This window comes from Streptomyces jumonjinensis (assembly GCF_009600885.1).
GTDB lineage: Bacteria > Actinomycetota > Actinomycetes > Streptomycetales > Streptomycetaceae > Streptomyces > Streptomyces jumonjinensis.
Map to the genome: position 1 here is coordinate 19,260 of NZ_VCLA01000187.1, position 13,129 is coordinate 32,388.

11 protein-coding genes and 1 pseudogene are annotated in these 13,129 nt (G+C 70.3%); 10 read left to right on the forward strand and 2 right to left on the reverse strand.

Translation table 11 applies throughout. The annotated features are described in order from the left end of the window. The 5 genes from FF041_RS29325 to FF041_RS29345 all read left to right on the forward strand — a co-directional run. Positions 1–579: FAD-dependent oxidoreductase (locus FF041_RS29325; RefSeq protein ID WP_194292213.1), on the forward strand; the 579-nt coding region annotated here is incomplete at its 5' end. Between the two features lie 251 nt (positions 580–830). Further along, positions 831–1,106, forward strand: coding sequence for a hypothetical protein (locus FF041_RS39490; protein ID WP_228388708.1), 276 nt, complete (start codon positions 831–833; stop codon positions 1,104–1,106). Between the two features lie 801 nt (positions 1,107–1,907). Continuing rightward, positions 1,908–2,294 (forward strand): VOC family protein, encoded by a 387-nt coding sequence (locus FF041_RS29335; protein ID WP_153525610.1) that lies wholly within the window; start codon positions 1,908–1,910, stop codon positions 2,292–2,294. A 202-nt stretch (positions 2,295–2,496) separates the two neighbouring features. Then, positions 2,497–3,534, forward strand: a complete 1,038-nt coding sequence (locus FF041_RS29340; RefSeq protein ID WP_323393043.1) for an alcohol dehydrogenase catalytic domain-containing protein — start codon at positions 2,497–2,499, stop codon at positions 3,532–3,534. A 242-nt stretch (positions 3,535–3,776) separates the two neighbouring features. Continuing rightward, positions 3,777–4,319 (forward strand): class I SAM-dependent DNA methyltransferase, encoded by a 543-nt coding sequence (locus tag FF041_RS29345; RefSeq protein WP_153525600.1) that lies wholly within the window; start codon positions 3,777–3,779, stop codon positions 4,317–4,319. A 214-nt stretch (positions 4,320–4,533) separates the two neighbouring features. Here FF041_RS29345 and uppS read toward each other — a convergent pair whose 3' ends face one another. Next, positions 4,534–5,310 carry a polyprenyl diphosphate synthase gene (gene uppS / locus FF041_RS29350; RefSeq protein WP_323393045.1) on the reverse strand — a complete coding sequence of 259 codons (777 nt, stop codon included), beginning with the start codon at positions 5,308–5,310 and terminating at the stop codon, positions 4,534–4,536. Positions 5,311–5,435: 125 nt separating this feature from the next. Here uppS and FF041_RS29355 point away from each other — a divergent pair, with 125 nt between their 5' ends. From FF041_RS29355 to FF041_RS29365, 3 genes are all read left to right on the forward strand, one after another. Further along, positions 5,436–6,479: a methyltransferase domain-containing protein gene (locus FF041_RS29355; protein ID WP_323393047.1), complete on the forward strand. Its 1,044-nt coding sequence runs from the start codon at positions 5,436–5,438 to the stop codon at positions 6,477–6,479. Between the two features lie 201 nt (positions 6,480–6,680). After that, the gene (locus tag FF041_RS29360; protein ID WP_323393049.1) at positions 6,681–8,384 is read left to right on the forward strand and encodes an amidohydrolase; all 1,704 of its coding nucleotides are present in this window, start codon (positions 6,681–6,683) and stop codon (positions 8,382–8,384) included. A gap of 31 nt (positions 8,385–8,415) precedes the next feature. Next, complete coding sequence (locus FF041_RS29365; protein ID WP_153525601.1) at positions 8,416–9,189, forward strand: helix-turn-helix transcriptional regulator; 774 nt, start codon at positions 8,416–8,418, stop codon at positions 9,187–9,189. Positions 9,190–9,969: 780 nt separating this feature from the next. On the opposite strand, the pseudogene FF041_RS40605 reads toward FF041_RS29365, so the two are convergent. Beyond that, positions 9,970–10,282 (reverse strand): annotated as a pseudogene (locus FF041_RS40605) (hypothetical protein); the annotation flags it as partial. A 365-nt stretch (positions 10,283–10,647) separates the two neighbouring features. On the opposite strand from FF041_RS40605, the gene FF041_RS29370 reads away from it, so the two are divergent. After that, on the forward strand, positions 10,648–11,439 hold the full coding sequence (locus tag FF041_RS29370) for a TSUP family transporter (protein ID WP_153525602.1): 792 nt from the start codon (positions 10,648–10,650) through the stop codon (positions 11,437–11,439). A 188-nt stretch (positions 11,440–11,627) separates the two neighbouring features. Continuing rightward, positions 11,628–12,380 (forward strand): TauD/TfdA family dioxygenase, encoded by a 753-nt coding sequence (locus tag FF041_RS29375; RefSeq protein WP_194292214.1) that lies wholly within the window; start codon positions 11,628–11,630, stop codon positions 12,378–12,380. Positions 12,381–13,129: the final 749 nt, after the last annotated feature.

A 13,129-nucleotide genomic window follows, 5' to 3' on the forward strand; every position in this document is an offset into this window, starting at 1 on the left:
GAGCGCCGACTCGGGACGACGGTCACGGAGGTCGGCGACGGATACGCCGTCCTCTCCGACGGCGCCAAGGTGGAGGCGGACGCGGTGGTCTGGTCCGCGGGGGTCAGAGCCAGCCAGCTCACCCGGCAGATCTCCGACGAGCTCGACCATCTCGGCCGGGTGCCGGTGGACCGGCGACTGCGCGCCCTCCCCGAGGTGTTCGTCGCCGGGGACACGGCCGCGGCGGCATTCGACGCCGAGCACACCGTCATGCAGGCATGCCAGCACGCCACCCCGCTCGGCAAGGTCGCCGGGTACAACGCCGCGGCCGACCTGCTCGGCCTGCCGCTGCGTGACTTCACCCCCGGCCCGTACGTCACCTGCCTGGACCTGGGCGGCGCCGGTGCGGTCTTCACCCGGGGCTGGGACCGCAGGGTGATGGCCTCGGGCGCCGACGGCGCGGCCGTCAAAAAGTGGATCAACCACCGCATCCACCCGCCGGTCGACGACGCCCGGAAGATACTCGCCGCCGCCGACCACGTCTACATCGAGCTCCCCTTCTTCCCCCTCTCCGAGGGAGAGGCCGCCTCCGCTGTATGAACCCCGTGCTCGGAGGACGGAGCTCGGGCAGTCCGGCACGCGGGGACGCCCTCCTCTTCAGCCACCGGAATCGTCCCACCTGTGGGGTGTTCTGAGGGGTATTGGTGAGCGGGTGAGGCCGCTGGGGGAGCGGAGCCGTGAGGGCGCGTTCCGCTTGGTCGAACGGGTGGCGGCCGTGGCGGCGCGGGGCTTACGATCCGGAGCACGCCGCCGCCGCGGACGGACCCACCCCATGCCTCAGGGAGTGCGCCATGCCCTCGTACAGCCGTTTCTTCATCGCCCTCACCGCCTTGGTCGTCGGAGGGCTCCTGCTGATCGGCGCCGCCGCCCAGCTCGCTCGGATGATTACCCCGGACACCACCTCGCAGGCGAGCCAGAAGCGGATCAGCGATGTCGCTCCCATCCTCATCGGCGGCTTTCTGATCGGCGCCGCCGGGCAGTTCGCCGACCAGGCCCCGGCCGATGCCCCCGAGGCGTCTTCCGGGCATGCCGTGCTGGCGATGAACAAGGCCGAACTGGTCGGCTGAGCCATACGCCGGCCGACGCCTCGGCGGCGGGCGGCCCACCAGGCTCACGTTCTGCCCGCAGCGCCGCGGGCAGAACGACTTCTGCGTGCGCCGGTCGCCGATGCGGGTCAGCGCCGAGCGGGCGTCGCCGCCGACGGTGCCCTCAGGGAAACCCGTCCTCACCCGGGTCGTCGAGGAGCGCGGCCGGCTCGTCGGCGTACGGAACCGTGAACCGTCCGCGAACCCAGCACCGCGAGTAGGTGGGCCGCCCGGTACCGTACGCCGTCGTCCGGGGCGGCGAACAGAGCGGGGAGCACCACTGCCGTGCGTCGGCACAGCCGGGTTCGGGCCCTCGCACCGTCCGTGCCCGCAGTCCGGCCGCTCACCGGTCCCGGCGTCCGGCTCGTTGCGCACCTCACGCACACCCCGTACGCACCTGTGCCCGGCCCGGGAGATCGGGTCGCCCCGCCCGGAACGGCTGCGGGGGAGAAGACAGTGTCACTCGTATCGCGGTCGACGTAGAAACCTCGCTGCTCGACAGGGCTTGGCCCCACCCCCTGCAACCTCGGCCTCCTCCGGCCGTTGCCTGTGGGCCTCCTTCTGGACGGTCAACCCCGGTTCGAGATGTGTACACGGCTGGTGACCACGCGCGGACGGGGGCTGTCCCGCCAGGCGATCAGCCAGCACCTGGCCATACTGGAATCCGCAGGTCCGGTCCATTCGCGGCACCAGGGCCGCTACAAGTTCCACGATCTGAACACCGGACGCCTGGAGCGCATCGTGACCCGGTGGCTCAGGCCCGATATACCGGAGGGCACCCCCATGAAGATCCACCTGTCCAGCGTCTTCGTCGACGACCAGGACAAGGCCCTGCGCTTCTATACCGACGTGCTGGGCTTCGTGAAGAAGGCCGAGGTTCCGATAGGCGACGACCGGTGGCTGACCGTGGTCTCGCCGGAGGATCCGGACGGGACCGAACTGCTGCTGGAGCCTGACGGCCATCCCGCGGTGAAGCCGTACAAGGCGGCGCTGGTCAAGGACGGCATCCCGGCCATGTCCTTCGCCGTGGACGACGTACATGCGAAGTTCAACCGGCTGCGCGAGCTCGGGGTGCACTTCACCCAGGATCCGCTGGAGACGGGCCCGGTCACCACTGCGGTTTTGGACGACACCTGCGGCAACCTGATCCAGATCGTGCACAGCAAGTAAGAACCCTGGAGGGGGCGCCTACGCTGCCGAAGTCAGCCAGCGGCCGGTGAGGACGGATCAACACCCAGCATCGAATCGACATCGGAGAAGCCCTCGCCGCTCGGACCGGTCCCCGGGAGCGTCCCGGTCCGCGCCGCCGAGCGCTGTGCGGGGATCGGGTGGATGGTGGAAACAGGTGCTGGTTCGAAAGGTGTGATGTCCAGTGCGAGCCACCTATCTGTACGGTGCCGGGGATGTACGGGTCGAGGAGACGGCCGTTCCGCGGATCGTGGAGCCCACGGACGCGGTCGTACGCGTCACCCTGGCCTGTGTCTGCGGCTCGGATCTGCACCCGTACCGTTCCCTGCCCGCCGCCGAGGAAGGCGTGCCGATGGGGCACGAGTTCCTCGGGGTCGTCGAGGAGACCGGCTCCGAGGTCACCGGCCTGGCGAAGGGAGACTTCGTCGTCTCGCCGTTCGCGTTCGCGGACAACACCTGCGCGATCTGCCGCGACGGCTTCCAGACCGCTTGCCCGCGCGGTGGCTGGTACGGAAACGGTGGGGTGGGCGGCGCGCAGGCCGAGGCCGTCCGGGTACCGCAGGCCGCCGGCACCCTGGTGAAGCTCCCCGGGGATGTCGACGGGGCGCTGCTGCCGTCCTTGCTGACCCTGAGCGATGTGTACCTCACCGGCTACCACGCCGCCCACATGGGCAGGGTGTCCGCGGGGAAGACGGTCACGGTGATCGGTGATGGGGCAGTGGGCCTGTCCGCGGTGCTGGCCTCCGCGCGCATGGGCGCCGAACGGATCATCCTGATGGGCCGCCACCAGGCCCGCACCGATCTGGGCCGCGAGTGGGGCGCCACCGAGGTGGTGGCCGAGCGAGGAGAGGAAGGCGTCGCCCGGGTGAGGGAGCTGACCGGCGGCGAGGGATCCCACATCGTGCTGGAGGCCGTGGGACTGATGCCCGCCTACGAACAGGCGTACGGCATCGTGCGCCCCGGCGGGATCATCTCCCGGGTCGGCGTACCGCAGTACGAGGAGGCCCCGGTGGGCTTCGGCTCCCTGTTCGGGAAGAACGCGACCCTGACCGGCGGCCCGGCACCGGTACGCGCCTACCTCGACGCGGCCCTCCAGGACGTCCTGGACGGCCGCATCGACCCGGGCCGGGTATTCGACGCCGAAGTCCCCCTCGACCAGGTCGCCGACGCCTACCGGGCGATGGACACCCGCACCCACCTCAAGGTGATGGTCCGCCCCTGACCACACGCACACCGGTAACTGCGGCGGTCAACGATGACCGACCACCATCGGAGAACCATGCTGCGGGTGTACGTCACCAGCGACGACATCGCCCGGGTACGGGACGACCCCCGCGCGTGCGGGGACCGCGCCACCGCGTGCCCGTACGCGTGAGCCACCACCGGACGACCCCCGCCTCTGCGAAGGCCGGCCGGCGCCCCCGCGCCGCGAGGGCTGGAAGGCGTTTGTGTCAGGGTGGCCGTATGACGTGGAACGGCGACGATTACCAGGCCCGGTTCGACCGCATCACAGCCGAAGGAGGAGATGTCCACGGCGAGGCGGCGCTGGTGCGCTCCTTCAGGCCCGCCACCGTGCTCGACGCGGGCTGCGGCACCGGGCGGGTGGCCATCGAACTGGCCAGCCACGGAGTAGCTGTGACGGGCGTGGACATCGACGAGTCGATGCTCGCCACCGCCCGGCGACTGGCGCCGGAGATCCCCTGGCACCGGCACGACCTGGCCGGCCTCGACCTGGGAACGACGTTCGACGTCGTGGTGATGGCGGGCAACGTCCCCCTGTTCACCCCGCCGGGAACGGAACCGGCTCTGGTGGCCGGAGTGGCACGCCATGTCCGGCCGCACGGCCGCCTCATCGCGGGATTCTCCCTGGACCGCGGTTACACCCTGGACGACTACGACGCCCACTGCCATGCGGCGGGACTCACCCTCGAAGCCAGGTACGCGACCTGGTCCCGCGAGCCCTACACCAGCGGGGAGTACGCCGTCTCGGTGCACCGCCGACCCTGACCGCCCCCACGGCAACAGCGGCGCAGCCCCTGGCCGGCGCCACTGGCCTCCGGCCGCGCGAAGGCCGTGCCAGACCCTTGCCGCCAACGCCCTCAACGCCGAACCGACCGGACACAGGACAGACCGCACACCCACCACCAGCACGAAACCGTACGACGACATCCCGGACGAGACCCCACGCAGGCGGGGCCGACATCAGACGGCCGAAGTGTGCTCAGGCACCGTAGCGGCGCTGACGGGCGGCGTATGCGCGCAGGGCGCGGAGGAAGTCGACTTCGCGGAACGCCGGCCAGTACGCGTCGCAGAAGTACAGCTCGGAGTAAGCGCTCTGCCACAGCAGGAAGTTCGACATGCGCTGCTCTCCGCTGGTGCGGATGACCAGGTCCGGGTCGGGCTGGCCGGCTGTGTACAGATGGCGCGCGATGTCTTCTGCGGTCAGATCGGCGGCGAGGTCCCGCATCGACCGTCCGGCTTCGGCCTGCTCGTGCAGCAGCTCCCGCATCGCGTCCACGAGTTCCTGGCGACCGCCGTAGCCGACGGCAAGGGTCACGTGTGCCCCGGTGGTGCACTCCCGCGTGGCCTCGACCGCCTCTTTGAGCGCACGCGCGGTGGTGTCGGGCAGCGTGTCGAGAGCTCCGGCGATGTGCACGCGCCATAGCGGCTGCGGCTTTGCGAGCTGGGCTGTCAGAACTTCCTCGATCACCTGCATCAGGAAGGCGACCTCGGCGTCGCCCCGCCGGTGGAGGTTCTCGGCGGAGCAGACGAATACGGTTACGTGCCTGATCCGGAGGGCGTCGCACCAGGACAGCACCTCATCCACATGCTCCGCCCCGTACTTATGGCCGAGGCTCGGATTCCCGATGCCTCGCCGGCGCGCCCAACGGCGGTTGCCGTCCATGATCAGCCCGATGTGCCTGGGGAGTTCCCCGCCCCGGAGTTGCTGGCGAAGCCAACGGGCGTACAGGGCGTAGAGCGGATCGGTGACGCGCACAGCGGAGCCTTTCGGGAGTCGGAGGGGCGGGCAGGTGCCGGCTCCCCACGGCGTGCATACTACGGAGCAATAGCACGCGGCGCGTGTTATTGCGGAAACCTGTTGTCCACTGCCTGGGAGTACCAGTGCGCACCAACGATGCCCAGATGCTCGTCCTGTCCGCGCTGGTGAACGGTCCTCTGCACGGATACGCCGTGAGCACCGCGATCGAGCGGATGACCGGCACACGGCTCGGTCGCGGCAGCCTGTCCAGCGCGCTGGCCCGGCTTCACGGCAAGGGCCTGATCGAGTACCTGGACGCCGAGGGGAGACGGCGCCCTATGCGATTGACCCCGGCCGGCCGCGAGATGCTCCAGTGCGAGATCGAGTCCCTGGCTCATACCGCCGGGCGTATGTTCGAGACCGTTGTCCCTGACAGAGCCGCCTACCAGGATCGGCTGGCCGCGACCGATCTCGCGCGCTCGTACAAGCAGGCCGCGCTCGACGCTCTGGCCGTCCAGTCCGGGCACGTGGTCCTGGACCTGGGCTGCGGCCCGGGCGCCGACCTCGAAACGCTCGCACGCGGGGCAGGCCCCACAGGGGTGGTCATCGGCATCGACTCCGATCCGCAGATGGTCCGCCGGGCGCAGGCCCGAGCCGCCCGCCTCGCGCGAGCCGGCGTGCTGGGGGCCGACGTTCACGCGCTGCCGCTGCCCTCAAGCTCCGCCGACCGCGTGCTCACCGATCGCCTGTTGCAGCATGTCGCCGACCTCCCTCGGGCCCTCGCGGAGGTACGGCGAGTCCTGCGCCCCGGGGGCCGCCTGGTGATGGCCGAGCCGGACTGGGACTCGCTCGCCGTCGACCACCCTGATCTGGAGGTCTCCCGCGCCTACACCCGTCACATCACCGACAGGATCGTGCGTAACGCGGTCGTCGGACGACAGCTGCCACGGCTCGCCCTGCAAGCCGGATTCGCTGTTACCTCGGTCGCTCCGGCCACATCGGTGTTCCGGGACGTTCATGCCGCCGACCAGGTCCTCGGTCTTCAGCGCAACACCGAGCGCGCCGTAGCCGCCGACTACCTCACCGACCGGCAAGCCGGCAGTTGGCTCGACCACCTCGCACAGGGCCCGTTCTTCGCCGCAGTGACGCTCTACATCGTTACAGCGGAGAAACCATCACAAATCTGACAGTCCAGACGAACCGCGATTCGCCCCATGCCCTCCCGAAGCCCGACATGAGCACGATCCCGAGCGCGAGGCGTCAGCCTGCCGCTGAGAGAGCGCATATCGGTGGGATGACCGATGTGCGGGGAGCGGGGGCGTGGCCATAGTCGTCGGGAGATCGTTTGCGGGTGGCCGTGGTGCGCCCGAATTTCGAAAGGACCTTCAGTGGGCACGTATGCAGATCTGGTGTTTCTCGGCGGGCGAGTGGTCACGGTCGATGCGGAGTTCTCCGTCGCCTCCGCCCTGGCGGTGACCGGTGGGATCATCAGTGCCGTCGGCGGGCGGGACGACGTCACGCCGCTCGTCGGTCCCGACACCCGCGTCGTCGACCTGCGGGGGGCGACGCTGCTTCCCGGTATCAACGACTCCCATCTGCACGGATGCGCCTTCGGCATGTCGACGCCGCCGCTCTCCGTCCCCCTCGCCCACCCCGCCGTGGCCTCCATCGCGGATGCGGCCGAGGCGGTACGGGAGGCCGTCGGACAGGTCCCGGACGGACAGTGGATCACGGGGCACGGCTGGGACACCGGTTACCTCGACGAGTGCGTCGCCGACCCGTCGCGGCTGCCCTCGCGGCACGACCTCGACGCCGTCAGCCCGGACCACCCCGTCGTCCTGTACTCCTTCTCCGGGCACGCGACCTGGGTCAACTCCAAGGCACTGGAGCTCATCGGAATCGGGCGGGACACCGTCGCGCCGCCCGGCGGGGCCATCGTCGTGGACGAAGCGGGGGAGCCGACCGGGCTGCTCCACGAGGGGGCCCAGGCCCTCGTCCAGAACGCGCTGCCGCCGCTCAGCCGGCAGGAGCGTACCGACGCGATCAGGGCGAACCTCGCCACGCTGGCCGGGCTCGGCGTGACCAGCTACACCGAGCCCGGGCTCGGCCCCGGCGGCGACGGCATCATGCGGGGCGCGCTCGGCGCGGAGACCCTCGACGTCTACCGCCGGCTGCTGGCCGACGGCGAGCTGACCGCCCGCCTCGGCGTCCTGCTCCTGCCCACCGGGATGGCGAGCACCGCCGAGGAGTTCGCCCGTACCCTCGCCGACCTCGGCGAGTCCGGCGACGCAGATCCGCGCCGCCTCGCGATCCACGGGGTCAAGATCTTCGCCGACGGCATCGTCCCCAATAAGACGTCCTGGATGCACGAGCCGTACGTCGGCGGCGGCTGCGGCTCCCTGTGCGTCGGCGGCGAGACCGACGCCGAGCGGGTCGCCGAGATCGGTGACATGATCCGGCACGCCCACACCGCCGGGTACCAGCTGGGCGTCCATGTCACTGGCGACCGGGCCTGCGACACCGTCGCGGACGCCTTCGCCGCCGCCATGGCCGAGCACCCGCGGTCCGACGCCCGCCACTACGTCATCCACGGCGACCTCCTCACCGCCCACAGCATGAAGGTGCTGGCCGCGCACGGCTTCGGCGTCAATATGAACCCCACCATCAAGTGGACCGTCGCCGACATGGAGGAGGAGTTCGTCGGCGTCGAACGGGCCGCGTACGCATGGCCCTACCGCGATGCCATCGACGCGGGCGTGCGGGTCGCGAGCGGCTCCGACGCCCCCGTCACCTACCCGGACTGGCGCCAGGGCGTCGCCACCATGGTGCTGCGCGAGTCGAAGGCCGCCGGCCGGGTCAGCGGCCCCGAGCAGCGCATCGGCCTGGCCGAGGCGATCCGTACGTACACGATCGACGCGGCCTGGCAGGACTTCGCCGACGACTGGAAGGGTTCCCTGGAGCCGGGCAAGGTCGCCGACCTCTGCGTGCTCGACGGGGACCTGCTCACCGCCGACCCCCACGACATCCCGGAGATGCCCGTCGTCCTCACTGTCATGGACGGGCAGGTCGTGCACGACACCCTTCGCGATTGACGTATTCCCGGCAAATGATCATCCTGGGAGGATGACAGCGGAGCGGAGCACGGCGGACATCCTGGACGCGGCCGTCCATGTCCGTGAGGTCGCCAGGAGCGCCACGACCGGCGCGACCGGCGTCGACACGGTCCTGGCGGCGTTGTCGGAGGTGATGGAGTACGACCACGCCTCCCTGGTCCGCTGGGATCCGCTGCGCCGGCGCCACGCCACCCTGGCCGGGAACTACCCGGACGATGCCACGGCCTACATAGAGACCCGCCTCCACCACGACCCGGTGTTCGCCGTGCTCCGCAGCCCGGCCCGAGGCGGTCTCTGGCTCAGAGACGTCCCCTGGCAGCTTCTGGCGGCCTCCCCGGGCTTCCAGGAGGTGCTGTCTCCCCTCGGCATCGAGGACGGCGTGGCCCAGTGCCTGTTCGCCGCCGACGGCCGGTACGTCGGCATGCTGAACGTCAGTACCCGCCGGCCGCGGCGCGCGCCCGATCCGGCGCGCGCCGTGGTCACGCTGCTCACCGAGAGCCTCGCCGTGGCCGTCGACCCCCGCGCAGGCCGGCCGCCCGAGGCCCGCGCCGCAGTCGACCCCGCCACGGATGCGCGGCGGCCCGGCGGGCTCTCGCCACGGGAGCTCCAGGTGCTGGCCGAACTCACTACCGGCCGCACCAACCGGGAGATCGCCGAGCGGTTGCACATCACGCCGCGCACCGTAGGGACCCACATCGAGCACATCCTCGCGAAGCTCGACCTCCCCAACCGCGCCGCCGCCGCCGCCCGAGCCGCAGGCTGGGGGATCGAGATCTCCCCCTGACGCGAGCCCGGCAGCGCAGAACGCTTGGACCGCGGGCGTGTCCCCACGGGACGCTCCGTTTTCCTCACCTGTCCTCCCTCTGCCGGTTCTCGGACCACAGGAGGCCCGGCAGGCGGGGCCGACGCCGCATTCGCCGTGTCTCTCGCAGTCGGCTCGGGAAGGTCCGGCGCGGCCACGACGCGGCTGTCACCCTTGGTCAGCCTGGCGGAGTTCCGCGACTGTGCAGCCGAGCTCCCTTCTGAGCCGTCCGGCCAGGTGGGCCGTGTCGCGGATTCCCCAGCTCTCCGCGATCACCCAGGCCGGCCGGGACCGGAGGGCGGGGTCGCTCAGGTCCTCTGCCCACAGGCGCTACGACGGAGGCTCCCTGCATGCTCGGCGTATCGGCTCAGCCCTGCCTCCAACCGCTCGCGCAAGTCGAACAGCCCCACCCTGTGTCCGGCCAGGAACTCGATCCACTCCTTGCCCCCGGCACGTAGTTCTCCCACGAACTCGGCGCTGGCGCCCCGGTGGTCGGGAGCTCACACAGCCACCGGTTCACCGTGTCGGGTTCCATAGGGCGTAGTCGCATCCCATGCAAGCCGCCAGAGAACCCGCAGGTCAGCCCTTTGCCCGAGTGGCAACAAGGCCCTGCCGACCACTGCCGTGCCGGTACCGCAGGCGTCCAACACCATGGAATCTCAGTCCGGTTGACGGCCCCGCCCGGCCCGATTCGCATCTGATGCAATCGGCGGCAGTTGGACCAGCGGTACAGCCGTTGGCGCTATGGGATGGTCCTGGACGCCACGCGGTGCCCGCCGTCCTCGGCGGCGGCCGGCGCAACCGCTCCAGCTCCGAATACGGCTTGCTTTCCGGCGTCGTCAGCGTCGTCAGCGTCGTCAGCGTCGCCACCAGGTCACCGGGGAGCGCCGCGCCCGCCCGCCGGGCGGCTTTGGCGACCGTGACGTGGAGGCGCTTCTCCGCGACCTGCCGGGCCACTACCGACACCCGGGGCAGCAGCACGCGGTGACGACTCAACCAGCCAGTCCACCGCATGGTTGAACAGCGCCACCGGCCCCTCGGCGTGCGCCCACGCCCGGCCGTGCAGGAGCGTACGCTGCACCGATGTCCCCCAGGAGCGCAGACCAGGGAAACGGTCTCGTCACCCGTAAGGGTGGTGTGGTGTCGCCCGGATGAACCGGACATCCCAGGCCGTCATCCCAAGGATCGTGAAGACGAAGAACGCACCGCCCGCGGCTGTGATCGCCGCTCCCGTCGTCCTCCCTCTCTCATCCAAGGCCCGCCTCACCCCCGACGCCCCAGCCGCTCCCGCCGGCCGGCACCCTTCCGTCGCCCCCGAGGCACGCCCCCGGCTCGCGGCCACCGCTCTCATGCCGGGTGCGCGATGACGCCCGGGAAGTCGCGGCGCGCACTCCGACAGCCGGCTCTCCGGACCGTCCTACCCGCTGGGGGCTCGTACTCATGGACTGGCAGACCGTGCTCGCCCTGCTGGCGGTGGCCGCGATGGCCGGGTGGATCGACGCGGTGGTCGGCGGCGGCGGACTGCTGCAACTGCCCGCGCTGCTGATCGCCGGGGGTTCGCTCCCGGTGGCCTCGGTGCTGGGCACCAACAAACTGGCCGCGACGCTGGGCACGCTCGCGGCGGCCCTGACCTACCGGCGCAAGTATCCGATCTCCCGGAAGGTGGTGGCGGTCGGCGGCGGCACGGCGGTCGTCGGGTCGGCGGGCGGGGCCGTCGTGGCCACCGCGATCTCATCCGACTTCCTCCGGCCGCTCATCCTGCTGCTGTTGGTGGCGGTGGCCGTGTTCGTCCTCCTCCGCCCGCGATTCGGGGCGGACGGCCCGGAGAGCGAAGGGCCCGACGTCCAGCGGCAGACTCCCGAGCGGCACCGGGTCGCCTGGCTGGTCCTGCTGGCCGGAGGCGGGATCGGGTTCTACGACGGCCTGGTCGGACCGGGGACCGGCACCTTCCTCATCATCGCCTTCACCAGCGTGCTCGGCCTGGAGTTCATCCGCGCGCTCTCCACCGTGAAGATGATCAATGTGGGCACCAATCTGGGCGCGCTGCTGGTCTTCGCGGTCCAGGGCCAGGTGCTGTGGGTGCTGGGTCTCGGAATGTCCCTGTTCAACGTGGCGGGCGCGCTGGTCGGCGCACGGATGACGATGGCGCGGGGCAGCGGATTCGTCCGGTCCGTGCTGCTGATCGTGGTGGTGGTCATGGTGATGCGGCTCGGCTACGCCGAGTTCGCCTGAACGGACCGATCGTTCGCGTCGGCGACGAGGTCAGCGAGCGGTCCGACACGTGTCCCACCGAGGCGAGGCACGGACCGAAGTCGAAGAGCCACCCGGGAATGGACGCGGATCCCCTTTCCGGAACCAAGCAGACCAGAACCAATCAGACCAGAGCGAGTCAGACCAGAGCGAGACCAGAGGGAGTCACCATGGCGAAGTCACCCGACAGCGTCCTTTCCTGCTTCGACGCCAACCGTCAACCGCTGCCCGACAGCGTCCTGGCGTACGCGTTCCGCCAGTTGCTCGGGAACAACGGCTATGTCCAGATCGTCGACGTCCCGGACAGCTTCGACCATGTGGCGTTCCTCAAGCGGCTGGGGGACTTCCAGCCGACGCCCACCGGCACCGTCATCGGCGATCTCAAGCCCGAGCCGGACATGGACGACGTCTACCACGCGCAGAACCGCCGCCCCCTGGTGCCCCACACCGAGGGGTACGAGTTCCACGGCGCCCCTCCGCGGTACATGGCCCTGTGGTGCGTGAAGCCCGCGTCGGGGCTCGGCGGTGAGACGACGATGCTGGACGGGAACCGGATTCTGCGGGAGTTCACCGAGGAGGAACGGAAGCGGTTCACGGAGACCGCCTACGCGTGGAAGTCGACGGAGGGACTCGCCCGGCGCGGTGTGCGGCACAACGCCGAGCACCCGGTGCTGGAGGAGATCGGCAGCGAGTTGGTGCTCCGCTTCTCCTACAACAATCTGATCGTGCCCGAGGGGGACGATCTGGCGGCCCGGCTCCTTGAGCGCGGCAAGGAGATCTACGACGAGAACCACATCGCCGTGGAGTACCAGGAGCGCGACATGATCGTCTGGAACAACTGGCGGATGCTGCACTCCCGGAACGCCTTCGACGATCCGACCCGGCACCTCAAGCGCGTACAGATCGCCGCTCCGGCTGCTTAGTGGCGCTTTGTCAGGTGGTGTCGTGGGGCTGCCAGGGGACGGTTTGTCGGCAGGTGGGGCAGGTGCCGGTCCGGGTGGCGATGAGGTGTTGGAGGAGTGCCAGGGCCTGGTGGAGGGTCAGGCCCCGGCAGGGGCTTGCGGGCGGGTCCGCTGTTCGCTCAGGAACAGGTGGGCGGCGGTGCCGAGGGTGACGTGGCGGTGCCGGCCGGCGAAGTAGCCATCCCCGTCGCCGGGACGCAGCCTTCGGAACCGACGCCCACAAGTCCTGGGCAGGAAGCAGATGTTCGAGGAGGACGGTGATCTCGCGCAGGGTGAACTGTATACCGATTCAGGCGCGGGGGCCGAGATCGAACGGGTAGTACGCGCCGGGCTGCGCGGGGCAGCCCTCCGCGGTGACCTTCGCAGGTGGCAGCCCCTCCGAGGCCGCCATGACCGCGGCCGCGACCAACGCACTCGCCGCAGAACCGCAGGGCGCTGTTCAAGGTCTTGGACGGAGAAAGTATCGCCGACGCCGTCCGTGAGGTCGTGAGGTCGTGAGGTCGTGAGGTCAGTCCAGGCCGAGTTGGATGAGCGCGTCTCATCGCCGCACTTCGCCGAGGCCCCCGCCGACCAGGCGCGGCCGACGCCGGGAACGCTTTCTCTCAATTAACCTGATTTCATGTGTGGTTGGCTACGGGAAGGGCATGCTGGGCGCAGAGGAAGCCCCGGCTTCCTTGGTCCCTGCCGACGTCACCATTGGCGTCGGCCGC